Annotated in this window: 27 protein-coding genes; 8 read left to right on the top strand and 19 right to left on the bottom strand. The window is 72.7% G+C overall.

Annotated elements, in window-relative coordinates:
* The first annotated feature begins 274 nt into the window (after positions 1-274).
* Both ACYBSK_RS08530 and ACYBSK_RS08525 read left to right on the top strand, forming a co-directional pair.
* Positions 275-673, top strand: coding sequence for an ATP-binding protein (locus ACYBSK_RS08530; RefSeq protein WP_457476271.1), 399 nt, complete (start codon positions 275-277; stop codon positions 671-673).
* Positions 674-728: 55 nt separating this feature from the next.
* Positions 729-1,205: a hypothetical protein gene (locus ACYBSK_RS08525; protein WP_457476270.1), complete on the top strand. Its 477-nt coding sequence runs from the start codon at positions 729-731 to the stop codon at positions 1,203-1,205.
* Between the two features lie 142 nt (positions 1,206-1,347).
* On the opposite strand, the gene ACYBSK_RS08520 is transcribed toward ACYBSK_RS08525, so the two are convergent.
* On the bottom strand, positions 1,348-1,533 hold the full coding sequence (locus tag ACYBSK_RS08520; RefSeq protein ID WP_460245675.1) for a hypothetical protein: 186 nt from the start codon (positions 1,531-1,533) through the stop codon (positions 1,348-1,350).
* A 149-nt stretch (positions 1,534-1,682) separates the two neighbouring features.
* Complete coding sequence (locus ACYBSK_RS08515) at positions 1,683-2,375, bottom strand: DUF899 domain-containing protein (protein WP_460245674.1); 693 nt, start codon at positions 2,373-2,375, stop codon at positions 1,683-1,685.
* A gap of 233 nt (positions 2,376-2,608) precedes the next feature.
* Here ACYBSK_RS08515 and ACYBSK_RS08510 point away from each other — a divergent pair, with 233 nt between their 5' ends.
* Positions 2,609-3,574 (top strand): endonuclease/exonuclease/phosphatase family protein, encoded by a 966-nt coding sequence (locus tag ACYBSK_RS08510; RefSeq protein ID WP_460245673.1) that lies wholly within the window; start codon positions 2,609-2,611, stop codon positions 3,572-3,574.
* A 30-nt stretch (positions 3,575-3,604) separates the two neighbouring features.
* On the opposite strand, the gene ACYBSK_RS08505 is transcribed toward ACYBSK_RS08510, so the two are convergent.
* On the bottom strand, positions 3,605-5,428 hold the full coding sequence (locus tag ACYBSK_RS08505; protein WP_460245672.1) for an FUSC family protein: 1,824 nt from the start codon (positions 5,426-5,428) through the stop codon (positions 3,605-3,607).
* 138 nt (positions 5,429-5,566) lie between these two features.
* Here ACYBSK_RS08505 and ACYBSK_RS08500 point away from each other — a divergent pair, with 138 nt between their 5' ends.
* Complete coding sequence (locus tag ACYBSK_RS08500) at positions 5,567-6,100, top strand: 2'-5' RNA ligase family protein (protein ID WP_457476265.1); 534 nt, start codon at positions 5,567-5,569, stop codon at positions 6,098-6,100.
* Here the strand turns inward: ACYBSK_RS08500 and ACYBSK_RS08495 are convergent.
* The 3 genes from ACYBSK_RS08495 to ACYBSK_RS08485 are packed head-to-tail and all read right to left on the bottom strand — an operon-like array spanning position 6,088 to position 8,807.
* The gene (locus ACYBSK_RS08495; protein ID WP_460245671.1) at positions 6,088-6,876 is read right to left on the bottom strand and encodes a nucleotidyltransferase domain-containing protein; all 789 of its coding nucleotides are present in this window, start codon (positions 6,874-6,876) and stop codon (positions 6,088-6,090) included. The genes ACYBSK_RS08500 and ACYBSK_RS08495 overlap by 13 nt on opposite strands.
* A 9-nt stretch (positions 6,877-6,885) precedes the next feature.
* A complete protein-coding gene (locus ACYBSK_RS08490) occupies positions 6,886-7,311 on the bottom strand; it encodes a hypothetical protein (protein WP_457476263.1) in 426 nt (141 codons plus the stop codon).
* A 32-nt stretch (positions 7,312-7,343) separates the two neighbouring features.
* A complete protein-coding gene (locus tag ACYBSK_RS08485) occupies positions 7,344-8,807 on the bottom strand; it encodes an NCS1 family nucleobase:cation symporter-1 (RefSeq protein WP_460245670.1) in 1,464 nt (487 codons plus the stop codon).
* 156 nt (positions 8,808-8,963) lie between these two features.
* On the opposite strand from ACYBSK_RS08485, the gene ACYBSK_RS08480 reads away from it, so the two are divergent.
* Positions 8,964-9,638, top strand: a complete 675-nt coding sequence (locus ACYBSK_RS08480) for a GntR family transcriptional regulator (protein WP_460245669.1) — start codon at positions 8,964-8,966, stop codon at positions 9,636-9,638.
* Positions 9,639-9,703: 65 nt separating this feature from the next.
* A complete protein-coding gene (locus tag ACYBSK_RS08475) occupies positions 9,704-10,117 on the top strand; it encodes a (2Fe-2S) ferredoxin domain-containing protein (RefSeq protein WP_457476260.1) in 414 nt (137 codons plus the stop codon).
* Here the strand turns inward: ACYBSK_RS08475 and pip are convergent.
* From pip to ACYBSK_RS08450, 5 genes are read right to left on the bottom strand one after another with little or no spacing between them, the layout of a single operon-like run.
* Positions 10,095-11,075 (bottom strand): prolyl aminopeptidase, encoded by a 981-nt coding sequence (pip, locus tag ACYBSK_RS08470; protein ID WP_460245668.1) that lies wholly within the window; start codon positions 11,073-11,075, stop codon positions 10,095-10,097. The genes ACYBSK_RS08475 and pip overlap by 23 nt on opposite strands.
* 35 nt (positions 11,076-11,110) lie before the next feature.
* A complete protein-coding gene (locus ACYBSK_RS08465) occupies positions 11,111-12,319 on the bottom strand; it encodes a nitrate/nitrite transporter (protein ID WP_460245667.1) in 1,209 nt (402 codons plus the stop codon).
* 9 nt (positions 12,320-12,328) lie between these two features.
* Entirely contained in the window at positions 12,329-13,057 is a 729-nt protein-coding gene (locus ACYBSK_RS08460) for a uracil-DNA glycosylase (protein ID WP_460245666.1), read from the bottom strand.
* Between the two features lie 16 nt (positions 13,058-13,073).
* Positions 13,074-14,606 carry a YfcC family protein gene (locus ACYBSK_RS08455; RefSeq protein WP_460245665.1) on the bottom strand — a complete coding sequence of 511 codons (1,533 nt, stop codon included), beginning with the start codon at positions 14,604-14,606 and terminating at the stop codon, positions 13,074-13,076.
* Positions 14,603-16,006, bottom strand: a complete 1,404-nt coding sequence (locus ACYBSK_RS08450) for a M20/M25/M40 family metallo-hydrolase (RefSeq protein WP_460245664.1) — start codon at positions 16,004-16,006, stop codon at positions 14,603-14,605. The genes ACYBSK_RS08455 and ACYBSK_RS08450 overlap by 4 nt, the downstream gene beginning before the upstream one ends.
* Before the next feature lie 149 nt (positions 16,007-16,155).
* Here ACYBSK_RS08450 and ACYBSK_RS08445 point away from each other — a divergent pair, with 149 nt between their 5' ends.
* Complete coding sequence (locus ACYBSK_RS08445; protein ID WP_457476254.1) at positions 16,156-16,620, top strand: RNA-binding S4 domain-containing protein; 465 nt, start codon at positions 16,156-16,158, stop codon at positions 16,618-16,620.
* 43 nt (positions 16,621-16,663) lie between these two features.
* Here ACYBSK_RS08445 and ACYBSK_RS08440 read toward each other — a convergent pair whose 3' ends face one another.
* Complete coding sequence (locus tag ACYBSK_RS08440) at positions 16,664-17,074, bottom strand: DoxX family protein (RefSeq protein ID WP_460245663.1); 411 nt, start codon at positions 17,072-17,074, stop codon at positions 16,664-16,666.
* 104 nt (positions 17,075-17,178) lie between these two features.
* Positions 17,179-17,859, bottom strand: a complete 681-nt coding sequence (locus tag ACYBSK_RS08435) for a class I SAM-dependent methyltransferase (RefSeq protein WP_460245662.1) — start codon at positions 17,857-17,859, stop codon at positions 17,179-17,181.
* A 122-nt stretch (positions 17,860-17,981) separates the two neighbouring features.
* On the opposite strand from ACYBSK_RS08435, the gene ACYBSK_RS08430 reads away from it, so the two are divergent.
* Positions 17,982-18,266 carry a DUF6343 family protein gene (locus ACYBSK_RS08430; RefSeq protein WP_457476251.1) on the top strand — a complete coding sequence of 95 codons (285 nt, stop codon included), beginning with the start codon at positions 17,982-17,984 and terminating at the stop codon, positions 18,264-18,266.
* 9 nt (positions 18,267-18,275) lie between these two features.
* Here ACYBSK_RS08430 and ACYBSK_RS08425 read toward each other — a convergent pair whose 3' ends face one another.
* The 6 genes from ACYBSK_RS08425 to rpsA all read right to left on the bottom strand — a co-directional run bounded on the left by ACYBSK_RS08425 (position 18,276) and on the right by rpsA (position 24,194).
* Positions 18,276-18,638, bottom strand: a complete 363-nt coding sequence (locus ACYBSK_RS08425; protein ID WP_457476250.1) for a tetratricopeptide repeat protein — start codon at positions 18,636-18,638, stop codon at positions 18,276-18,278.
* A 91-nt stretch (positions 18,639-18,729) separates the two neighbouring features.
* The gene (locus ACYBSK_RS08420; protein WP_457476249.1) at positions 18,730-19,122 is read right to left on the bottom strand and encodes a hypothetical protein; all 393 of its coding nucleotides are present in this window, start codon (positions 19,120-19,122) and stop codon (positions 18,730-18,732) included.
* Positions 19,119-19,727 carry a dephospho-CoA kinase gene (gene coaE, locus ACYBSK_RS08415; RefSeq protein ID WP_460245661.1) on the bottom strand — a complete coding sequence of 203 codons (609 nt, stop codon included), beginning with the start codon at positions 19,725-19,727 and terminating at the stop codon, positions 19,119-19,121. Before coaE ends, ACYBSK_RS08420 begins: the two co-directional genes overlap by 4 nt.
* Positions 19,728-19,750: 23 nt before the next feature.
* Positions 19,751-20,689 (bottom strand): PAC2 family protein, encoded by a 939-nt coding sequence (locus ACYBSK_RS08410; RefSeq protein WP_457476247.1) that lies wholly within the window; start codon positions 20,687-20,689, stop codon positions 19,751-19,753.
* Between the two features lie 116 nt (positions 20,690-20,805).
* Positions 20,806-22,332: a flavin monoamine oxidase family protein gene (locus ACYBSK_RS08405; RefSeq protein ID WP_460246981.1), complete on the bottom strand. Its 1,527-nt coding sequence runs from the start codon at positions 22,330-22,332 to the stop codon at positions 20,806-20,808.
* 353 nt (positions 22,333-22,685) lie between these two features.
* Positions 22,686-24,194, bottom strand: a complete 1,509-nt coding sequence (rpsA, locus tag ACYBSK_RS08400) for a 30S ribosomal protein S1 (protein WP_457476245.1) — start codon at positions 24,192-24,194, stop codon at positions 22,686-22,688.
* Positions 24,195-24,435: the final 241 nt, after the last annotated feature.

Below are 24,435 nucleotides of genomic sequence, written 5' to 3'. Positions count from 1 at the left end.
CCCAAGGGGGGCCGCGCGGCGCGCTGTTGCGAGCAGTCTGCCATGCCCGCTCCACGGGGCATACGCCACTCTGCACTTTTCAGAGTGGCCCTTGCCAAGTGTTCATGGCGGGGAGATAGTGGCAAGCGTGACTCCGTCTGCGCCTTTAGGAACAGAAGTCGGCGAAGCTACGCTCGGTGACCGTTCGGGCACCCCGGGAGGGGCCCGCGCGTCGGCGCGCCGCAGCAGTTTCGAACTGGCTCCCCACCCGGGCTCCGCCGCTCAGGCCCGGCGCATGACGCGCACCCACCTCGATGCGTGGGGCGCGTGCGAGGACACCTGTGACGCGGCGGCCCTCGTCGTGTCCGAACTGGTCACGAACGCGATCGTGCACACCGCGAGCCGACGGATCCACTGCGAACTGCGCGAGCTGCGCGACGACGCCGGTGAGCGCCTGCGCATAGCGGTCCGCGACGAGGGCTGCATCCCCGGTGACACCCCCCGGGGGCGGCGCGCGCCGGAGGAGGAGCACGGCAGAGGGCTGCTGCTCGTGGCCGCGGTCGCCACGGCGTGGGGCGCCCAGGAGACCGGGCCCGGTCTCCTCGTCTGGGCCGAGCTGCCCCGCGACGGCGTGGGCCGGGAATCGGCGGACCCCGTCCCCGGCGCCTCGGACGGCGCCGGATGGGCCTGGTGAACCCCCGCTCCCATCGAGCGGGCGGAGCAACGACGAACGTGCACAACGGGATCGGATGGGCGTGGTGACGACGGGCAAGCGGACGATGCACTTGAACTCGCTGGCCGGACTGGCCGCGCGGCGCCGCGCCCGGCACCCGGACCTGCCGGGGGCGCCCCGGGCGGGGCGCGCCGCTCCCGTGCGGTTGCGGGTTCCCGCGGGCATGACGGCGCCGCTCGGCTGCGATGCCGTCGCGGTGCCGGAGGAGTTCGGGCGGGCGATGGCGCAGCGGTTGCCGCGGATGGGGTGCGTGTACGCGGACGGGGCGCACTGGTGGTGGCTCGTGCCGGCGGACTCCGACGTGTCGTTGGAGTGGCCGGCGCCCGCGCGGTACACGCCGGGGGCGTGGGTGCGGGATGCGGTGCGGGTGCCGGCGGTGGTGCACTGCCCGGAGGGGGCGGTGCCGTACACGCCGCCGATTCCCTTGTATCTCGCGCTGTGCCGGGTCACCGGGACCACTCCCGCGTGGTCGCGGTCCGTCCGCGCGTCCTAGGGCACCCGGCCCACGCCCTCGGGGCTCCGCCCCGGACCCCGCTGCTCAATCGCCGCAGGGGCTTGAAGTGCTCCGGTCGGCCGACCGGCTCCGGTGATTAGCGGCCCCACCCGCCGGATCCGAGGCTTGAAGTGCGCCCCACTCAGCCCACCGGGTCCGCGGTCAGGGGTGCGCGGACGATGACCAGGAAGGCGTCCGTGGCCAGGTCCATGACGACCTCGGCCGGCTGGCCCTCCTGGCGGCGGCGGTTGGCGTATTCCTCCGCGGGCCATGAGCCGCGGGGTCCGCCCGCCGGGAAGCGTTGCAGCACCACTCGTCCGTTGATCATCATTGGTCCCTGCCCCCGTGATCGTGCCGATGTCGCCACGCCCGGTGCGTCCGGGCGCTGTATGGGGGAGAACGCTGACAGGGGCCGTTCCGGCTCGCAACGTGACGAGAATGACACCGAGTTGATACGAGGTCAGGCCGCGCGTGGTGTCAGTCGACGTATTCGTCGTGGTAGCGCACGCGCGCACTGCCCGCGGGCGCCCCAAGAGCCGACGCCCGTCCCTCCGGCTTCTCCCACTCCTCCTGTCGGCCGAGAGCGGTGAGGTCCAGGAGGTTCGTGGTGAACCCGATGTGGTCCATGCCGCGGGCGAACGTCGAGTACGTGTGGAAGACGCGCTCGCCCTCGCGCAGGAAGCAGCTGATCGCGGGCCGCTCCTCCAGACGGCCGTCCTCGCCCACGACCGTGGCGCCGAAGTCCGCGTTGAAGTCGCTGAGATGGGAGGAGTACCAGGGCACCGTCCAGCCCATCCGCGCCTTGAACGGCAGGATCCGCGTGAACGGCGCGCGCGAGACCGCCGCGAACTCCGTGCCGCGGGCCCTCAGGTGCGCCAGGTGCCCGATCTGGTCGAGGAATCCGGAGCAGCTGCGGCAGCCCGCGTCCCAGTCGGGCGCGAACATGAAGTGGTAGACGACGAGTTGGGGCCGGCCCTCGAACAGGTCGAGCAGCTCGGACTTCCCGTCGGGGCCCTCGAACACGTACGTCTTGTCGATCTCGACCATGGGCAGCTCGCGCCGCCGTGCGTTCAGCTCGTCCCGCGCCCGGGTCGCCGCCTTCTCCAGGGCGAGCAGTTCGGCGCGCGCGGCACGCCACTCCTCGCGGGTGACCACCTTCGGCAGCCCCATGGTTCCTCCTCCGGTCGTGTCTTACGGAGGGGTGACCGGCGGCCCGAGCGGAACTCATCGCTGCGGCGGAAGTTTTTTCCTGAGCAATTCCCCGAGCCCGTCCGGGAGTCCGCCGCAAGGGCATCCGCCTCCCCTTCCGGCGGAGTCCTGCTGGAGTCCTGTCCTCCCCGCTCGGCCGCTGGCACGCTGGCCGCCCCGGCCCCGTCCGGGCCGGCCAGAGGACGGAGCACACCATGCTCGTCGGTACCTGGAACCTGGAGAACCTCTACCGCCCCGGCGGGCCCTACGGCCCGCGCGACAAGGCCACGTACGAGGCGAAACTGGCCCCGCTCGCCGCCACCGTGAACGCGCTGCGGCCCACCCTGCTCGGGGTGCAGGAGGTCGGTGACCCGGCCGCGCTCGACGATCTGGTGCAACTGCTCGACGGCCGGTACGAGACGACGCTGTCGCAGTACCCCGACGAGCGCGGGATCCGGGTCGGCTTCCTCAGCGACGTCTCCGTGAACGTGGTCGCGGACACCGCCGCGTTCCCCACGGCGCTGCGCCCGGTGCAGGTCGAGGACGGCGGCAGGACCGCGGACCGGGCGGGCCGGGGCGTGCTCGCCGTGCACTTCTCGACGCGGGCGACGTGGCTGACGGCGGCCGTCTGCCACCTCAAGTCGAAGCTCCTCGGGTATCCGGGCGGCCGGTTCGTGCCGCGCGACGAGGGCGAGCGGGCGCGCTACGCGGTGTACGCGCTGCACCGGCGCGCGGCGGAGGCCACCACCGTACGGGCCCTCGCGGACACCCTCCTCGGGGAGAACGGCCGCCGTGAACGGGTCGCCGTCCTGGGCGACTTCAACGACGAGGTGTCCGCCGCGACCACCCAGATCCTCCAGGGCCCGCCCGGCTCCGAGATCGGCACGCCCGGCTTCGACCACGCCGACAAGGGCGACGCGCGGCGGCTGTGGAACGTGGCGCCGCTGATCCCCGAGGAGCAGCGGTACTCACGGGTGCACGCGGGCCACCGCGAGCTGATCGACCACGTCTTCGTCTCGCACGAACTGCTCGGCCACGTCGTCCGCGCCGGCACCGGCCCGACCCGCGAGCCGTCCGGATCGGCCCCTGCACCGCTGCCGTCGGTGGGCGCGGACCCCGAGGAGCGCCGGGACGCGCCGGGCTCCGACCACGCGCCCGTGTGGATCGACCTGCGTCCGTGACCTACGGCCCCGCGCGCGGTGCGGACCCCGCTACGCGGCCAGCTCCGCGAGCAGTACGCCGATGCGCTCGGCGTGCTGCTCGGGCACCCGTCCGGTGTCGTCGACCTGCACCGCGCACGCGGTCGTCGCGTCGACGAGGCGTTCCAGCGTGACGGTCACCTGCCGCGAGCCGTCGGAGTGCCGCGCGAGCACCGGCAGCTCGGCGGCGGCCAGGTCCACGGCGGCCCGCGCCTGCGCGAGCGTCCGGTACGCCTCGCGCCGCAGCGCCCACCGCCCGTGCCGGTCGACGGCGCCCGTCCCCTGCGCGGACTCGCTGAGCACATGCCGTACGTAGGCGTGCGCGGCGTCGTGCGCGACGGCGAGCCGCACGCGCACCCCGCCGCCGCGGTGTCCGCCCGGCAGCGGCAGGTGTCCGGCGACGAGCACGATGGCGCAGGCGAGGAGCGTTTCGGTGATCCGGTTCCAGGAGGCCTGCGGCTCCCCGCCCACCATCACCAGGGACAGTACGAGGACGGTGACGACGGCGGTCTGCGCGGCGAAGTGCCGGGTGGCGACGGGGATGAGCGCCCCGCACACGGCGACCAGCGCGACGAGGCCGAGCGGGTCGGGCAGTACGGCGGCGAGCCCGGCGAACAGCACGGACCCGGCGACCGTCCCCGCGGCCCGGCACAGCGCGCGCGAGGCGAGCGGCCCGAGGTCCGGCTTGACGAGGAAGACGGCGGTGGCGGGCAGCCAGTACCAGTGCATGGGGTGCAGGGCCTGCGCGACGGCGGCGCTGGCGCCGAAGGAGAGCCCGACGCGCACGCCGTACTCGCGTCCGGCGGGCCCGGCCGCCCTGCGCAGCAGCTGTCCGGCGGACGCCCTGCGGCGGGAGGGCGCCTGGTCGCCGGAGCCGTCGAAGGCCTCGGCGGCCCGCAGCAGCGCCTCGTCCAGGGCCCGCAGCCCGGCGTCGGCGCGGGCCGGAGCGGGCAGCGCCCCGGGCGTCCGCCCGGAGCGGACGGCGGCGGCGAGCCGGCGCGGCCCCTCCCCCGCCCGCGCGGGCACCGGCCGGCCGGCCCAGGCGAGCGCGGTGGCGGCCTCGGCGAGCGGCAGGGCGGCGGCGTACTGCCGGCGCAGCCGCCGGGTCGCCGCCGAGCGGCCGCGCCGCAGGGCGTCCTGCGCCTGGTCGAGGGCGGCGGTCAGCGCGACGCGGCGCGCCTGCGCGTCCGGGCCACCGGCGGCGTCGAGCAGCCCGGCCACGGCCTCGTACACGGAGGCGACGGCGGCACGCTCGCCGTCGTAGAGATACCCGAGCCCCTTCGTACCGAGCCCCTTCGTACCGAGTCCCTTCGTCCGTACGGGAGAGGGCAGCAGGAGCCGCAGGAGGATCAGCCACCCGGCGCCGCCCGCGAAGAGCAGCGCCCGCTGCCAGCCGGCCTCCGGCAGCGGCATGCCCGCGCCTATGGCGACGGTGACGAGGAACTGGGTTCCGGCGGCGGACGCGACGGGTCCGATCGCGCTGAAGGCGCCGCCCACGAGCCCGAGCACGCCGAAGAGGCAGGCGATGAGCGCCCCGGTCGGCAGCGCGTCCCCGGCGAAGCTGCCGACGGTCATGCCCACGGCCCCCGCCAGCGCGGGCCCGCCCAGCCGCGAGACGGCGGCGAGCCGCGGTCCCGGCCGGTCGTTGACCCCGGCGAGCATGGCGCCGAGCGCGAGCAGCACGCCACTGGTCGGATGTCCCGCGGCGACGGCGACGAGCAGCAGCAGTCCCCCGGCCAGGGCCCCGCGCACGACGGCGGGCCAGGGCACGGGCGCGCGCTGGGCGCGCAGGGCGTGACCGAGCCAGGGCGGAAGCGAGTGCAGGCGGCGGCGCATGGGGCTGAGCAGACTCCTGTCGTACGAGCACGGGAACGGTGCCGGACGACAGTGGCCAGCCTGGACTGGTGCTACCAGCGTAAGCGGAGTTGTGGGAGGGGAGGAAACGTCCAGGTTTCGGCAATGTGACACTTGACCGTGCCCACGCCCTCGAAGAGTGACGACGGATGGCCGGACGTCCCCGGCGACACCGCCCTGACGATCCACGTCCCGGAGGCGGACCCGCTGGTCCGTACCCCGTCGAGGGCGCACATCACCCTGCTGTACCCGTTCCTGCCGCTGGACCGGATCACGCCGGACACGGACGCGGAGCTGCGGCACCTGTTCGGGGCGACGCCCCCGCTGCCCCTCACGTTCGACGCGCCGCGCCGCTGGCCGGGCGTCCTCTATCTGGCCCCGGCCCCGGACGACGGCCTGCGCGCCCTGACGAAGGCGCTGCGGGAGCGCTGGCCGGAGGCGGTGCCGTACCGCGGGATCTTCGGCGCCGAGGGTCTGGACCCGCATCTCACGCTGGCGAGCGGCGCGGGCACGGACGACCTGGCGGAGTCGGAGTTCACGGGGGCGCTGCCGCTGCGCGCGCGGGTGGAGTCGGTGCGGCTGATCGTGACGGAGGGGGCGGGCACGGGCTGGCGGGACGCCCGTACGTACCCGCTGGGGTCTCAGTCCGGCTGAGGCGCGTCGGCGACGGCGCGCGCCAGGAGTTCCTTCGCCCGGTCGACGAGGTCCTCCAGCGGCAGCGCGGTGTCCCCCACGATCCGGTCGATCCCCCGCAGCCCGGCCCGCTCCAGGAGCCGCTTCTCGTTGGTCACCCACTCCCCGCGCGCGGCGAGCACCGCGTGGGCGGTCTGCGTCGCGGCGACGGCGACGGCTCCGACGACCTCGGTGCGGCCGCCGAGGGGCGCGTTGTTGTGCCGCGCGTAGTCGAGGGTGAGGGAGGCGCGCCCCCACCACGCGTCGGGGGCGGCCTCGCGCAGGGCGGCGGGGTAGCCGTCGGGCACGGGCGTGTGCCCCCGCAGCACCCGGTTCACGGCAAGCTCGGCGACCACGAGGTACGACGGGATCCCGGCGAGGTGGAACATCAGCGGTTCGACCCGCACCCGCCCGGCCTCGGCCTCCCGCAGTTCGTGCTCGACGACGTCGAGGTCGCGGTAGTGCACGTCGACGCGGCGCCCGTCGACGGTGAGCCAGGCCCCGCCGTTGAAGACGCCGCCGCCCCAGCCCCCGATCTCGGAGACCTCCCCGTCCCAGCCGAGGGCCCGCAGGTGCCGGGGCTCGAAGACTTCCTCGCTCCCTCGGTAGTACACGGCGGTGTCCCAGTCGCTCGCCGCGGTGTGCGTGCCCTGCGCCCGCGATCCGCCCAGGGTCACGGCGTGCACGCCGGGCAGGGCGTCGAGCCGGTCGGCGAGGCGGTCGAGGAAGGCGTCGTCGGTGCCGGGTGCGCTGGTCATGCGGGTACGTTAACGCCCCGGGTCGACCCGCCCCACGGAGCCGGCCTGGATGGTGACCTGGTGGGTGCCGCCGGTGATGGTGTTCTGCACGTGGTACGTCACGGTGGGCCCCGCGGCGCCGCCGTCGCCCAACTCGTCGAGGATCCGGCGGAGTTCGTCGGCCTGCTCGGGGTGGGCGGCGAGGGTGCGCCGCATCCGGGACCGCCACTCGGCCGTCACGTCGGCGGCCGTCTCCTCGTCCCCGGCCTCCCGCGCGGCCAGCAGCTCCTCCCGCGCGGCGTCCAACTCCTCGACGACCGCACCCTCTTCGCCTCCGCGCCCGCGCCCGAGCACCCGGGCGACGCCGTCCCGCACGCGGGTCCAGGCGTCGGCGGTCATCTGCTGCACGAGGGCGGTGGCACCGGCGGTGGCGAGGGCGGCGAGTTCGGGGTCCATGAGCGAACGGTAGTCGAGCGACCACCGCCGCGTCAGGCGCCCGGGGCCGGAACCGCTTCCGCCCGCTCCTTCCGGCACACCACCCCGTACAGCGCCGCCGCCACCGCCGTCCCGATGAACCACGAGTACGCCGCGACCGCGTCGAAGTACGGGACGAGGGCGAGGATCACGGCCAGGGTCGCCGACGGGAGGAAGGCGGCGAGGGCCTTGGGGTTCACGCCGCCGCGGTAGTAGTAGCGGGAGCCGGGGCGGGCGTCGAAGAGGGCGGCGTCGTCGATGCGGCCGCGCTTCACCCAGAAGTAGTCGAGCATCATGATGCCGAACAGTGGGCCGAGGAAGGCGCCGAGGCCGCCGAGGAAGTAGTTGACGACGTTCGGGTTCGAGTAGAGGTTCCACGGCGTGACCACCAGCGCCAGCACCGTCGAGATCGCCCCGCCGACCTTGAACGTGATCCTCTGCGGCCAGACGTTGGCCAGGTCGTAGGCCGGGGAGACGAAGTTGGCGACGATGTTCACGCCCATCGTGGCGATCGCGAAGGTCAGGGCGCCGAAGACGAGCACCCACGTGTTGCCGATCCGCGCCACCAGCATCGCCGGGTCGGTGATCGCCTCGCCGAAGACCTCGACGCTGCCCGCCGTCACGACGACCGAAAGCACCACGAACGCCGTGGAGTTGACCGGCAGACCCCAGAAGTTGCCGCGGCGCACGGTGCGGTAGTCCGGCGCGAAGCGGGAGAAGTCGCAGAAGTTGAGCATCAGCGTGCCGTAGGTCGCCAGGATCAGGCCGATCGCGCCGAACCACTGGCGGAACTGCTCACCCGTGGACACCGGGTGGGGCGTGGAGGTCAGCGAGATCGTCCAGCCGGCCTTCGCCCAGATCCAGACCGCCAGGGCGATCATCACGACCCAGATCGCCGGGCCGCAGAAGTCCTGGAACTTGCGGACCGATTCCATGCCGCGCGTGATGATCAGGGACTGGACCAGCCACAGGAGCAGGAAGGACGCCCAGCCGAGCGCGTGCAGGCCGAGGAAGGAGTGCTCCGTCCACGACTTCGTCTCCGGGAACGCCGCGAGCACCATCACGTTGACCGCCACCGACGCCAGATACGTCTGGATGCCGTACCACATGATGGCGATCACGGCCCGGACGAGGGCGGGGATGTTGGCTCCCCAGACGCCGAAGCTGATCCGGCTCACCACCGGGAACGGGACGCCGTGGCGCTGACCGATGCGACCCATCGCGTTGCAGCCGATGTAGATCAGGACGAAGCCGATGAGCAGGGCCGTGAAGACCTGCCAGGCGTTCAGGCCGAGCACCAACAGGCCGGCGGCGAACGTGTAGTTGCCGAGGTTGTGGACGTCGGACATCCACAGCGCGAAGAGGTCGTAGACCTTCCACTTGCGCTCGCGGGCCGGTGCCAGATCCTCGTTGGTCAGGCGCGGGTCGGGCGGCACGGGGGTGGCGGGCTGGGAGTGCACTGGCTCGGCCACGGACATGGCGGTCCTCCGGCGAGAAGATTTGGTATACCAATACCGCGCGATCGTCCCGCCGCCGACCGCACCCGGCCATGTCCGCGCGGTTACATCTGGGTAAAGCCGCCGAAGCCACCCCCGCTCCCCCTGCCCCTCGGGCACATCGACGAAGATGGACCCATGACGACGGCAGGATCGGTGGAGCCCCCGGAGCCCCTGGGCGCGGTGCGCGAGCGTGTGCTCGCGGCGCTGCGCGAGGACATCATCGGCGGGCGCCGGCGGCCGGGCGACCGGCTCGTGGAGCGGGAGCTCGCCGACCGGTTCGGGGTGTCCCGGGTGCCCGTCCGCGAGGCGATCCGGGCGCTGCTCGCCGAGGGCTTCGTGGCGTACGAGACACCCCGCAGGGCCGTCGTGCGCACCCTCACCCGCACCGACGTCGACGAACTGTACGAGCTGCGCGAGGCCTTGGAGGTCTACGCCGCCGGACTCGCGGCCGAGCGCGCCACCGCGGACGACCTGGCCGAGCTGGCGGGCCTGCTGGAGCGGGCCGCGCGCGCCACGCGGGAGGGCGACGCCGAGACCAACACGGACGTCAACTCCCGTTTTCACGACCGGGTGTTGGCGATGGCGCGCAACGACCTCATCGTCTCCGTGATGCAGCCCGTCAGCGGCCGGCTGCGCTGGCTCACCCGGCGCGCCGAGGAATGGGCCCAACAGCTCACGGAGCACAAGGAGTTGTACGAGGCGATGGCCGGCGGCGACGCCGGGCGGGCGCGGGCCGTGGCCCTCACCCACGTCCGCACCAACTACCACTTCACCGTCAGCCACCTCTTCGGCGACGAGCCGACGGCGTGACTCCGCACGAACCGACCGCACCCACCAGACGAGCCGACCCCGCAGCACCAGGAGTGTCCCCACCCGTGCCCACCCCCACCCTCATCGGCGCCGCCCGCACCCGCCCCTGCACCCTCGTGGTGTGCCGGGGCTGCTGCTGCGGCGACGCCCGCAAGTACCCCGGCTACGACCACGACTGGCAGCTGGAGCGGTGGCAGGCGGCGGCGCGCGCCTCGCAGGGGCGGCTCGCCGTGCGGGTCGTGGACTGTCTCGGGCCGTGCGACCAGGCGAACGTCGTCGTCCTCCAGCCGTCCGCGCAGGGCCGCGCCCGGGGCGGCAGGGCCGTGTGGATCGGCTGGACGATGGGCGACGACGCCACCGACGAGGTCCTGGCGTGGGCCGAGGCGGGCGGGCCCGGATTGGCGCCCGCCCCGGCCGCCCTGGAGTTGCAGTTCATCGAGCCGCAGGGCGAGCGCGTCAGGCGGCGCCGCGGCCGCTGATCCTGTCCGGACCGGCAAACCGGTCGAGGGCGGCGACGAGTTCGTCGGTGATGCCGGGCGCGCCCGCGTTGTGCCCGGCGTCGTCCACGAGCACCAGTTCGGCTTCGGGCCAGTCCCGGGTGAGGCGCCACGGGATGCCGAGGAGGTTGCCGAGGTCCACCCTGCCCTGCACGAGCACCGCGGGCAGCCCCTTGAGCAGTGGCAGGTCGCGCAGCACCGTGTCGGGTGCGTCGAGGAAGTGGCCCTGCGACCAGTAGTGCGTGACGGTCCGCGCGAAGCCGTAGCGGAAGCCGGGGTCCTGGTAGCGGGGCTCGGAGCGCGGCGGCTGCGAGGCCACCGCGGTCTCCCAGTCGGTCCAGGCCAGCGCCGCCCGCTCGCGCACGCCGGGGTCGGGCGACTCCAGGAGCCGGTGGTACGCGGCCGCGAGATCGCCGTCCCGCTCTCCTGCCGGCACCCCGTCGCGGAACGCCGCGAACGCCTCCGGGAACACCTTCCCGAGCCCCCGCGTCATCAGGTCGACCTCCTCCTGGCTGCCCGTCGCGAGCCCGGTCAGGACGAGTTCGGAGACGGCGTCGCGGTGCGTCTGCGCGTACCGCAGCGCCAGGGCGCAGCCGAAGGAGACGCCCCACACGAGCCAGCGCTCGATGCCGAGGTGGGCGCGCAGGAGTTCCAGGTCGCCGAGCAGCTTCGGGAGCGTGTTGACGCTCATGTCGGTGTCGTACGCGCTCGCCGGGGGCGTGGAGCGGCCCGCGCCGCGCTGGTCGAGCAGCACGATCCGGTAGCGCTCCGGGTCGAAGAGGCGCCGGGTGAACGGGGAGGCCCCGGAACCGGGTCCGCCGTGCAGCACGAGAGCGGGCTTGCCGTGCGGGTTGCCGCAGGTCTCCCAGTGGATCCGGTTGCCGTCGCCGACGTCGAGCAGGCCGTGGTCGTACGGTTCGAGAGGCGGGTGAAGAGGCATCCGGCGAGCCTATGGCCGGCCCGCCGGTCGTCGCCTCAGAGTTCTTGCGCCTTGATGCCGCGCATCCGTCCGTACGCGTACACACAGCCCGCGAGCGCGAGGTCGGACAGCAGCATGAAGCCGATGGAGTACGAGTTCTGCGAGCTGTAGATCGCGCCCATGACCAGGGGCGGGACGAAGCCGCCGAGGCCGCCGATGGCTCCCACGATGCCGGTGACCGAGCCGACCTGGGACGGTGGGGTGACTTGTGCGACGAGCGCGAAGACGCTGCCGCTGGCGGTGCCGAGGCCGGCGCCCATGACGAGCATGTCGACCGTGCCGCCGGGGGCCAGGTTCGGGTTGAATGCCTGCACGATGGCGAAGAGCGCGACGACGCCCAGCGCCCACGAGGTGACGACCGCCGGGTGGATCCGGTCGGAGAGCCAGCCGCCGAGCGGCCGGAAGACGACGGTGACGAGCGCGAACCCGGCGGCCTTCGTGCCCGCGTCGATGGGGTCGAGGTCGTACCAGGTCTTCAGGTACGTCGGCAGATAGGTGCCGTACGCGACGATGCCGCCGAAGCCGATGGCGTAGAGCGCGGACAGCTCCCATGTCACACGCAGCTTCCCGGCCTGGCCGAGGCGTTCGCCGAGCGAGGTCGTCGGGATGGTGCGGCCGGGGTGGTCGCTGATGAGGAACCAGGCGACCACCACGTACGCGGCGAGCGCGATGGCGACGATGTAGAACGGCAGGTTCTCGCCGTGCTTGGCGATGCGCGGCGTGAAGTAGCCGGACAGCGCCACACCGCCCATGCCCATGCCGAAGATGCCGACCGCCGCGCCGCGCTTGGCGGGCGGGAACCAGGAGTTCACCAGCGGAACGCCGATGGCGAAGGTGGTGCCGCCGAGCCCGAGCAGGAAGCCGACGAGGATCATGGCGAGGTACGAGTCCCTGGCCACCGTCACCAGCAGCACCGGGATGATCGTCGCCGCCGTCACCAGCGGGAACATCAGCTTGGCGCCGAACTTGTCGGTCAGGGCGCCGACCGGGATGCGGCCCAGCGAGCCGACGATCACCGGCACGGCGACGAGGAAGGACTGCTCGAAGGAGCTGAGCCCCAGGGACTCGCCGAAAGCGCTGCCGAGCGGGGCGATGAGGTTCCACGCCCAGAACGTGAGCGCGAAGCCCACGGTCGCCACGATCAGGTTGCGGTAGGCCGCCGCGGGCGGCTTGGGCGTCGTCTCCTGCGCTGTCTGTGCTGCCACAAGGCCACGCTAGGAAGCAGGGGCGTCCCGGTCTCCCTGAGCTGGGCCGAACGGGTGCATTCCGGCCGCGTCCGCCGCGTCGCGCAGCACGCCGCGCAGCATCTCCGGGGTGAGCCTGCCGGTGAACGTGTTGCGCTGGCTGACGTGGAAGCAGCCGAAGAGCGCCAGTCCGTCGAGGTCGACGCGGGCGCCGTGGCCGAAGGCGGGGCGCGGGCGCGGCACCGCCCACCCGGCCTCCGCGAACGCGGGCAGCGCCGCCTGCCAGCCGAACGCGCCGAGCACGACGACCGCGCGCAGGGTGGGCCGCAGCAGGTTCAGCTCCTGGACGAGCCAGGGGCGGCAGGTGTCGCGCTCGCCGGGCGTCGGCTTGTTGGCGGGCGGTGCGCAGTGCACGGGTGAGGTGATGCGGACACCGCGCAGGGTCAGCCCGTCGTCGGCGCTGACGGCGTCCGGCCGGGAGGCGAGCCCGATGTCGTACAGGGCGCGGTAGAGGACGTCGCCGGAGCGGTCGCCGGTGAACATGCGGCCGGTGCGGTTGGCGCCGTGCGCGGCGGGGGCGAGGCCGACGATCAGGAGCGACGCGTCGTGCGGCCCGAAGCCGGGCACCGGGCGCCCCCAGTACGTCCAGTCGGCGAAGGCGGCGCGCTTGGTGCGCGCCACCTCCTCACGCCACTCGACGAGCCGCGGGCAGGCCCGGCAGTCGCTGATCCGCTCGTCGAGTTCACCGAGACCGTCCATCCGGCCACGGTAGTTGCTACGTGAACGCCGCCCCCAGCGCGACGAACACGCAGATCAACACGAACAGGATGACCAGCAGCGGCCACACGAACCGCAGGTACTTGTCGTAGCCGACCTTCGCGAGGGCCACGCCGCCGATGGTGACGGCGGTCGTCGGCACCCACAGGTTCATCCAGCCGCTGGCCGCCTGCCACGCCGTGACGACGACCGCGCGGGAGACGCCCGCGAAGTCGGCGAGCGGCGCGAGGATCGGCATGGCGAGGGTGGCGTGCCCGGAGGTGGACGGGATGAGGAAGGCGAGCGGCAGGTTCACGAGGAAGACGATGATCGCGAAGATGCCCGACGAGGTGCCCTTCACCACTCCCTCGATGGCGTGCAGCACCGTGTCCGTGATCTTCGAGTTGTTCATGATCACGGTGACGCCGCGGGCCAGCAGGATCACGAGCGCGGGCGAGACGAAGTCGGCGGCGCCCTGGATGATCGTCGAGCTGAGCCCCTGCTCGCCCATCCGCGCGACGATCCCCACGAGCACGGCAGCGACCAGGAACAACGCCGCCAGCTGCGGGAACGACCAGTCGAGCTCCCAGCCGTACGGGGTGGCGTCGGCGTCACCGGTCAGGGCGCTCGCCCACGGCACCACCGAGAAGATCATGAAGGCGAAGACCAGCGCCGTGGCGACCAGGACGCCCTTGTGCAGGCCGGTCAGTTCGGGCACCTCCGCCGCCTCGGCGGACGCCTCGTCGAGGTCCCGGTCCCCCGGCAGGAACCCGGAGAGCGAGCGGCCGGGGTCGCGCCGCACGCGCTTCGCGTAGCGGATGACGTAGGCGACGGTGACCCCGGTGAGCACGATCCACATGGCGAACCGCAGCGCGATGCCGTCGCCGAGCGAGATGTCGGCGGCCGAGGAGGCGACGCCGGTCGCGAACGGGTTGACGGTGGAGCACAGCACGCCGACCCCGGCGCCGAGGATGATCGCGCCGACCGCGGTCATCCGGTCGTAGCCGAGCGCCAGCATCAGCGGCACGATCAGGCCGTAGAACCCGAGCGTCTCCTCGGCGAAGCCCTCGACCGTTCCGAGGACGGAGAAGACGACCATGACGCCCGCGATCAGCAGCGCCCCGCGCTCGCGCAGCCGGTGGGCGAGGCGGCCGATGCCCCGGTCGAGGGCGCCGGTCGCGAAGACGACGGTGATGAACGCGCCGATGGCGAGCACGAAGAGGAAGACGCCCGCACTGCCGTACAGATCACCGGAGTTGTCGGGCGAGACGAGCGCGGTCTTCGGGTCCTGGATGCCGTAGAGGCCGTTGACCGGGGAGAGGAACAGGTCGTTGAGGCGGTCGACGAAGGACTGGCCGGAGTCGACGCGCTGGTACGTGCCCTCGACGGGCGCGCCGTCGCCGTTGCGGTCGTACTCCCCCGACGGGATCAGGAAGGCGAGCAGCCAGATCGCGAGGGTGACGACGGCGAGGACGGTGAGGGCGCTGGGGAAGGTGAACTTCTTCTTCGCGGGCGGCTGTTCGGGCGCCTCGGTGGTGTCGGCGGTGCTCATGAGCCGCTCCGGAAGTCGGCCGCGTACTCCCGTACGAACGCGCACATGGCGACGACGGTGGCGTGCAGTTCGGAGAACAGGACGCGTTCGTTGGGGGCGTGCAGATTGCAGAGGTTGTCCTGCGCGCCGAAGAGCAGCACCTCGGCGCCGGGCGCGGCCTGCGCGAGACCGTTGACCAGCGGGATGGAGCCGCCGGTCGCGACGTATGCGGCGTCGGTGCCCCACGCCTCCTTGAGCGCGGCGCGGGCGGCGCGGTAGGCGGGGCCGCCGGTGGCGGCCTCGTAGCCGGGGCCGGTGTCGCCGGGGGTGACGGTGAGTCCGATGCCGAAGGGGCGCAGCGAGCGAAGGTGCCGCACGAGGAGTTCCTGGGCCTCGACCGGGTCCTGCCGGGGGTGGAAGCGGAGGTTGAGCTTGGCGCGCGCGTACGGGACGACGGCCGACGCGGCGTTCGCGACGCTCGGGGCGTCGAGGCCGATGACGGTGATGGCGGGGCCGCTCCACAGGCGCTCGCCGAGGGTGCCGCTGCCGAGCAGCGGCAGGCCCTCCTCGACACCGGCGAGCTCGCGGAACTCCTCGTCGGTGTAGCCGGCGCCGGTCCACTCCTCGCGGCGCAGCCCTTCGACCGCGACATCGCCGTGCACGTCGTGGAGGGTGCCGAGGGCCGTCAGGAGGGTGAGCAGGGCGTCGGGGGCGGCGCCGCCGAACTCGCCGCTGTGGCGCGCCTCCTGGAGCGTACGGACCTCGACGGTGACCTCGGCGGCGCCGCGCAGGCCGGTGGTGAGGGTGGGGGTGCCGGGGCGGATGTTGCCGAGGTCGGCGATGACCATGGCGTCGCAGGCGAACCGCTGGGGATCGGTCGGCGGGTAGCCGTCGAAGGGGCTGCCGTACTCCTCCTGGCCCTCGAAGACGATCGTGACGCCGACGGGCGGGCGGCCGCCGAAGACCCGCAGCATCCCCAGGTGGGCGATGACGTTCGACTTGTCGTCCGCGATGCCGCGCGCCCGCAGCCCGCCCTCGACGGCGGTCGGCTCGAACGGCGGCGACTGCCACAGGCTCTCGTCGCCGGGCGGCTGCACGTCGTAGTGCGAGTAGAGCAGCACGGTCGGCGAGTCGGGGGTGGGCGGCGGGACGTGCCCGAAGATCACGGGGGCGGTGTCGGGCAGTTCGAGCGTCTCGACGTGCTCGACGCCCACGTCCCGCAGCAGCCCCACGAGCAGGTCGTGGGCGGCGCGCACCGGCTCTTCCGGATAGCCGGGGAAGGCGACCGACGGAATGGCCGCGAGCCGTTCCAGGTCGGCCCGCAGCCCGTCCATCAGCCGGTCGACCTCAGCGTGCAGCTCACCGCCGGGCCCCGCTCCGCCCGTGGCGTCCGCGCCGTCCCTGCCGTCCGTCCCGCCCATGTCGCATGCACCCCTCACTGTCGATTACGCACCTTTCGCCCGGATTATCCGGTCTGGGCGGGGGCGGCCCGCCGGGGCTCGCCGAAGGCGACGGCACGGAGTGGCGCGACGGGTTCGGGGCGGGCGGGCCACGGGGCTAAGGTCGACGTATGGCATCGCAGACACCGGGGACACCGCCGGCGCCGCAGGACGCGGGCGGCGGCGCGAGCGTGCGGGTCGACAGCTGGATCTGGGCGGTACGCCTGGTCAAGACCCGCTCGGCGGGCGCCGCGGCCTGCAAGGGCGGCCACGTCAAGGTCAACGGGACGAGCGTCAAACCGGCGTACGCGCTGCGCGTCGGGGACGAGGTGCGGGTGCGCCGCCCCGGCGACCGCGAGCGCCTGGTCAAGGTGGTGCGCCTGATCCGCAAGCGGGTCGGCGCCCCGGTCGCCGCCGAGGCCTACATCGACAACTCCCCGCCGCCGCCCCCGCGCGCCGTGATCGCCCCGGTCGGCGTCCGCGACCGCGGCACCGGCCGCCCGACGAAACGGGACCGCAGGGAACTGGAACGGCTGCGGGGCATCTTCGGCCAGGGACCGGGAACATCCGGACCGTCGGGCCCCGAGCACGAGTGAGCCGAGGCCCGCACCGGGGCCTCGGCTCGACGAGCGGCGGACGTCAGCGCCGCACGAGCGCCAGCACCTCCCCGTTCCGCCCCCGCTGCGTCCACGCCAGCACGACGAGCGGCACGAGCAGGACCACCGGCGTCGCGGCGTTCTCCCCGTCGAAGGCGACGACCTGCACGAAGAACGCGCCGACCATCAGCGCGCTCAGGCCGATCGCCGCGAGCCCGCGGAGCACCGGCACCAACAGGCCGATGGCGCCCGCGAGTTCGACCAGACCGATGGCGTACATCCCGGGCCGCCCCCAGCCGATGCCCTCGAAGGCCTCGACGGCCGTGGGGTGGGCGATCAGTTTCGGCAGACCGCTCGCGGCGCCGTAGAACAGGGCGAGGAGGACGGCGGTCGTGCCCAGCGTGATCCGGACGGCGCGGGAGTGGACGGGGGCGACGGCTGCGGCGTTCGACATGACGGTCTCCTCGGTGACGGTGCGGGGGCGGACCGCCTGCTGCGGTGCGCTGTCACGGAGGTAGACCGGGCGCGGCGCGCGAACTCATCGGGCGCCGGACACCCTCACACGGGGACCGCGCGCACCCAGGTGCCGTCGTCCGTCAGCAGCCGGTCGATCCGCAACCCGGCCCGCGCCAGGGCCTGTTCGAACTCCTCGTGGGTGAGCGGACGGGCCCGGTACGTCTGCGTCCACACCGCGTCGGGGAACTCGTACTCGACCTTCACCGAGCGCACCCCGTCGTCCCCGACGGGCTCCGAGTACAGCTTGCGGATGGTGAGCCCTCCGGGCTTCGTCACCTCGCGCGGCAGGTTCTCGTGCGCCCCCTGCCACTCCCGCTGGATCAGCACGCAGCCGTCGTCGGCGACATGGCGCCGGCATGTGGCGAGCATGCCCTCGCGCACCGCCGCGTCACCGGTGTGCACGAGGATCGACCCGAGCAGCACCGCGTCGAACGTCTCGCCGAGGTCGAGCTCCTCGATGGCGGCGCACACGGTGCGCGCCCCGTGCACCCGCTCCAGCATCCGGTCCGACTCGTCGACCGCCGTCACCGTGAACCCGCGCTCGACCAGCGGATGCGTCACCCGCCCGACCCCGCAGCCCAGCTCCAGCAGCCTCGCTCCGGCGGGCACGGCGCCCGCGACGACCTCCGGTTCGCCCTCGGGCGCGAGCCGCGCGTAGAGCTCCACCGCGCACCCGTCGGGCGTGATCGCTCCCGGTCCCGTGCCCTCGTATCCCGTACGCATCTCAAGGCCCATGCACGCCCAACGAACCGCCCGTCCGCGCCGTTCCCCGGGCCCCGGAGGGCCGTGGCACCCTGGAAGGGCGCCTCCTGTCCGTCCGTCCACGCACCGAGGGGAGGACGACCGTGCACCGTACGCACGCCCACCACACGCGTCTCGTCCGCACCGGTGACGAGCCGGTCACCGCCCGCAGCCCGCTGCGCCTGCGGCTCGGGCTCGCGCTGTTCGGGCTGGTCTGGACGGTGTTCGGCACCGTCGCGTTCCTGCTGGCGCACCGCCCGTGGTGGGCGCTGGCCTGCGGAGTCCTGTGGCTGGTCACGACGGTCGACCTGGTCCTGATCCTGCGGCACATCCGCCAGGGCCCGCACTACCAGCCGGGCCGCGACGTACCTCCGTACCGCCGGGGCTAGGGCCTGTCGTCAGTCGTCGAAGCGGGCCGCCGCCAGGTACTCCGGCTGCGGGTCGAGCGCGGCGGCGAGCCGGAAGTGCTTGCGCGCCTGCGTCGGCCGCGCCCACCGCTCGTACGTCCTCGCGAGCGCGAAGTGCGCGAACGCGTTGTCCGGCTCGCGCTCCAGGACGATCGTGAACTCCAGCTCGGCGGCGCGCAGTTGCGCCGCGGCGAAGAAGGCGCGCGCTCTCAGCAGCCGGGCCGCGGTGTTCTCGGGATACGCGGCGAGGACCTCGTCCAGGAGCTTCACCGCACCGCGCGGATCGCGCGCGGCGAGCAGCTGCTCGGCGGCGCGAAAGTCGATGACGTGCGTCTCCGGGGTGGCTTCGGGCACGACGAACCTCCTTCGGGTGTCGGCCACGTCAACGCCGTGGACCGTCGGGCCTATTCCTGCCCGCCGCCCGCCGGGGGAACACGCGGCGCGCTCAGCGCGCGCGGCTCAGCGACACCGCGAGCACCATGCCCGCGAGCACCAGACAGGCCCCCGCGATCATGAAGGCCCGGTCCACCCCGGGCCGTTCGGCGCCGAGCAGCACGGTCTCGCGCGGATCGTCGGCGTCGTACGCGACGCTGACCGTGCCGCCCGCGGGCAGGGGCCGCCGCTTGCTGGGCGGCACCGGCGAGACCACCTCGACGACCCGCCCGTCGTCCGTCTCGAACTGGAGCAGGGGCCGCTCGCCGCCCGGCTGCGGCGGCTTGACCAGGGCCCGCGCGACGTTCCCCGCACCCCGGACGCGCCGGGTCCGCCGGAGGCCGTACGCGCCGGCGACCAGTGCCACGAGCCCGCCGAGCGCGGTGCACGCGGCGAGGACGATCACGCGGTCGCGGCACGCGCCCGGCGCGCCAGCTCCGCCCACACCTCGTCGACCCGCTCCCGCAGCCGCTCCAGCGGCACGTCGTTGTCGATCACGATGTCCGCGATCTCCAGCCGCTTCTCGCGGGTCGCCTGCGCGGCCATCCGGGCCCGCGCGTCCTCCTCGGTCATGCCGCGCAGCCGGGTGAGACGGTCGAGCTGGGTGTCGGGCCGGACGTCGACGACGACCACCAGGTCGTACAGCGGCGCCAGCCCGTTCTCGGTGAGCAGGGGCACGTCGTGGACGACGACGGAGTCGGGGCCCGCGGCGGCCTCCAGCTCGGCGGAGCGGGTGCCGACCAGCGGGTGCACGATCTTGTTGAGCACGGCCAGCTTGTCGGCGTCGGCGAAGACGACCGAGCCGAGCTTCGGCCGGTCGAGGCTCCCGTCCGGGGCGAGCACCTCGTCGCCGAACGCCCCCACGACGGCCGCGAGCCCCTCGGTCCCGGGCTCGACGACCTCCCGCGCGATCCTGTCGGCGTCGATCAGCACGGCTCCCCGCTCCACGAGCAGCCGCGACACCTCACTCTTGCCGGCGCCGATGCCGCCGGTCAGCCCCACCTTCAACATGAGCGGAAGCTTAGGCGCTGCGATCAGGCATCGCCCTCGCGTTCCGCCAGGAACTTCTCGAACTCGCGGCCGATCTCGTCGGCCGACGGGATGTCCACCGGCTCCGCCAGCATGTTGCCCCGCTGGTCCGCTCCGGCGGCCGCGTCGTACTGGTGCTCAAGGCCCTGGACCAGCGAGACGAGCTCCTCGTCGCCCTCCTGGACCTGCCGGTCGATCTCGGTCTGCGTCCGGTGCGCGTCCGTGCGCAGCCCGTGCGCGATGCCCGGCAGCACCAGGCCCGTCGCCCCCGTGATCGCCTCCAGGACGGTCAGCGCGGCGTCCGGGTAGGCCGAGCGCGCGATGTAGTGCGGGACGTGCGCGGCGACACCGAGCACGTCGTGCCCGGCCTCCATCAGCCGGTACTCGACGAGGGCCGCGGCGCTGCCCGGCACCTGCGCCTCGTCGAACGGGCTGGAGTGTCCCGGCACGAGGTCGGTGCGGTTGCCGTGCGGGGTGAGGCCGACGGGGCGGGTGTGCGGGACGCCCATGGGGATCCCGTGGAAGTTCACGGCGAGGCGCACTCCGAGGCGCTCCGCGATCTGCCGCACGGCGGCCGCGAACCGCTCCCACTCGACGTCGGGCTCGGGCCCGGCGAGCAGCAGGAACGGGGCGCCCGTGGCGTCCTGCACGAGCCGCACCTCCAGGACCGGCTCCTCGTACTCGGTCCACCGGTCGCGCCGGAACGTGAGCAGCGGGCGGCGCGCCCGGTAGTCCACGAGCCGGTCGTGGTCGAACCGGGCGACCACCTGGTGCGGCAGCGAGTCGAGGAGCCGGTCGACGATCTGGTCGCCGGTCTCGCCCGCGTCGATGTATCCGTCGAAGTGGTAGAGCATGTCGAGCCCGGCCGACTCCTGGGCCAGCGCCATGTCGACGGCGGCGAGCCCCTTCGGCTCCCATGAGTACAAATCCTGGGGATCAAGCACAGTGACCGCTCCTCCTCGTGTTCCACAGGCAAGAACGCGCGGAGCCGGTGCGGGCATTCCCGCCCGCACCGATTCTCAGCCGCCTCTCAGGGAGACAAGGAGCACGTCAGCACACGTCAATTGGCCATCACACGCGCGTGCAGCCTGCCCACGGCCCGCCGCGCGGAGGTGAACGCCCCGTGCTGCCAGGCGTCGGTGTAGCTGAGCCAGTCCCCGGCGAAGTAGACGCGGCCGGTCGGCTCGTTGAGCGGCTTGTAGCGGGGGTCGTCGGGTCCGCCGGGGGTGTCGTGCCAGGCGGCTTCCAGGTGCGGCGTCTGCCGCCAGTGGTGGGAGAAGGAGGCGGCGAGCTCGCTGCGGTACTTCTCGCCGTAGATCTTCACGCCCTGCGCCACGGCCCTCGCCTCCCGCTTCGCGGGCGTGAGCTTCGCGTACGCGTCGGCGTCGCCGCCGTAGTTGTAGTAGCCGATCATGAGGCCGCGCTCGCCGTGGAACCCGTAACTGGGGTGCCAGATGTGGCTGAGGTCCATGTCGGTCTCGGTGATGCCGCCGTAGATCCGGTGGTCGGTCTCCCACCAGCGGCTGCGGTACTCCAGGCCGATCTTCCCGGCGGACTGCGGCGTGATGGCCTCCAGGGCGCTCTGCACGCCGGAGCCGAGGTTGTGCGGGACCTTGGCGAGGATGTTGGGCGGCAGCGCCCCGACGCAGAAGTCCGCCTCGACGACCCGCGTCCGCCCGCCCTGCGTGTACGTGACGGAGACCCCGTCGCCCTTGTCCGTGATCCTCCCGACGACGGCGCCGGTACGGATCCGGTGAGCGCCGATCGCACGGACCAGCGCCTGCGGTATCCGGTCCATGCCGCCCACCGGCTGGAACATCAGCATGGCCTGGTCGAAGCCGAACTCGAAGGAGAAGTACCGGCCGACCCCGCTGGCGAACACCTCGGACGCGGAGGGCACGTCGCCGAGCACCACCCCGGGCGTCCCGGTCGCGGCGGGCACGGTGGAGTACCCACGCCGGTCCCCGCCCGTATAGGTGAGCTTGTCCCCCAACTCCCCGAAGTCCTTGAGGAATTCGACGAGCCGCTCCTGGTCGGCGGCGGTCAGCTCCTTGTCGAGGGCGCCCTTGTCGGTGGCCTTCGCCAGCAGCTCGGACACGTACCCGTAGACATCGGCCTTGGCGGTCCGGTGCCGCACGGGCGCGGTCATCCCGGCGCTCTCGTTGAAGATGTACGCGTCGGCGTTGGTGTTGGTGAACACCTCGACGGGCACGCCGAGTTCACGGCAGTAGTCGAGGGTCACCATCCACTGCGGAAGTCTCGCGGGACCGGCATTCATGTACTGCCCGTCGCTGAACCGCGCGGTCTGCCGGTTCCCGTAGGTGTCGACGGTCGAATCCCCGCCCCGCACCGTGAAGTTCCGTCCGCCGGCCCGGTCCCTGGCCTCCAGGACCGTACAGTCGTAGCCGGCCTTCCCCAGCTCGTACGCGGTGGCGAGCCCGGCGATGCCCCCGCCGACGATCACGACCTTCGCGGCGCCCCGCCCGCTGAGCGTGAAGTCCCCCGACCGGGGCGCCCGGTACGGCAGTTCACGCTGCGCGGCCTGCGCGGTCGGCGCGAGCCCCAGCGCCCCCATCGTCGCGAACATGGCCCCCGCGCCCCCGGTGAGCCCCACGCTCCGCAGAAACGCCCGCCGACTGCCGCCTGTCCCCACCGTCTGCTGTGCTGCCATGGTGCCGACTCCCCTCGCCTGGTGAGCGATCTTGGCTGATCCGGGGATGGTGGCAACGCCGCGTTACGGCACACCCGCACCTCGTGTATCCGCCACGTTTCTCTTGGGCGGGAAGCGGCGCGGCAGAAGGGGCGCGGGGAACTGCGCGCGCCACACATCGCCGCGGCACAGCCGACGAGGTGACGCCCTGTGGCCCAGGGCACAAAAAACGGTTGGCCCGCACCCAAGGGTGCGGGCCAACCACTAACTACCTGCTAGCGCAGAGCGTTTCAGCTCTGGCCACCCGCCAGCTTCTCGCGAAGCGCGGCAAGCGCCTCGTCCGAGGCGAGCGCGCCGGAGTTGTCGGCCGTCTCCGAGGAGTACGAACCGCCGCCGCCACCGGCAGCGGCCGGAGCCGCACCGGCGGGAGCCGCAGCGCCCTCGGCCTCGGCCTGGGCGTCCGCCTCGCGGGACTTGATGACCTGGGCCTGGTGCTGCTCGAAGCGCTGCTGCGCCTCGGCGTACTGGCCCTCCCACGCCTCGCGCTGGGTCTCGTAGCCCTCGAGCCAGTCGTTGGTCTCGGGGTCGAAGCCCTCGGGGTAGATGTAGTTGCCCTGGTCGTCGTAGGACGCGGCCATGCCGTACAGGGTCGGGTCGAACTCGACGGCCGACGGGTCGGCGCCGAAGGCCTCGTTGGCCTGCTTCAGCGAGAGGCTGATGCGGCGACGCTCGAGGTCGATGTCGATGACCTTGACGAAGATCTCGTCGTTGACCTGGACGACCTGCTCCGGGATCTCCACGTGGCGCTCGGCCAGCTCGGAGATGTGGACCAGGCCCTCGATGCCCTCGTCGACGCGGACGAACGCACCGAACGGAACCAGCTTCGTGACCTTGCCGGGAACGACCTGGCCGATCTGGTGCGTGCGGGCGAACTGCTGCCACGGGTCTTCCTGCGTCGCCTTCAGCGACAGGGAGACACGCTCGCGGTCCATGTCGACGTCGAGGACCTCGACGGTGACTTCCTGGCCGACCTCGACAACCTCGGACGGGTGGTCGATGTGCTTCCAGGAGAGCTCGGAGACGTGGACGAGGCCGTCGACGCCACCCAGGTCCACGAAGGCACCGAAGTTGACGATCGAGGAAACGACGCCGGAGCGGACCTGACCCTTCTGCAGGGTGGTGAGGAACGTCTGGCGGACCTCGGACTGGGTCTGCTCGAGCCAGGCGCGGCGGGACAGGACCACGTTGTTGCGGTTCTTGTCCAGCTCGATGATCTTCGCCTCGAGCTCCTTGCCCACGTAAGGCTGAAGGTCGCGAACGCGGCGCATCTCGACGAGGGAGGCCGGCAGGAAGCCACGGAGGCCGATGTCGAGGATGAGACCACCCTTGACGACCTCGATGACGGTACCGGTGACGATGCCGTCCTCTTCCTTGATCTTCTCGATCGTGCCCCAGGCACGCTCGTACTGAGCGCGCTTCTTGGACAGGATGAGACGGCCTTCCTTGTCCTCCTTCTGGAGAACCAGGGCCTCGATCTCGTCGCCGACGGCCACGACCTCGTTCGGGTCGACGTCGTGCTTGATCGAGAGCTCGCGGCTCGGGATGACACCTTCGGTCTTGTAACCGATGTCGAGGAGAACCTCGTCCCGGTCAACCTTGACGATGACGCCGTCGACGATGTCGCCATCGTTGAAGTACTTGATCGTCTCGTCGATGGCGGCGAGGAAAGCTTCCTCGTTACCGATGTCGTTGACCGCAACCTGCGGGGTGGTGGCGGTGGTCTCGGTGCTGCTCGTCATGTGGGAAAGGGCTCCGGCGGACATTGAAAGTCGGTGGGTACTGCTACGCCGGGAGCCCGTTTCGCTCTGATGAAGCCGGACAGCCTTGGAAGCGCCGAATCCGGGATTCCCTGGGGGAACCGGTGGCGCCTCGATAACCGAGGGGACATACAACAGATGCGAGCACAGCCTGCTATGTCCGAGGTGCGCAGGCCCGCAGCGCAACTTGTAGCATACGGGGGCAGCCGGACAGGGTCAATGC

The sequence above is a fragment of the Streptomyces sp. BYX5S genome (assembly GCF_054724165.1).
This window is presented reverse-complemented; position numbering and strand designations above follow the sequence as displayed.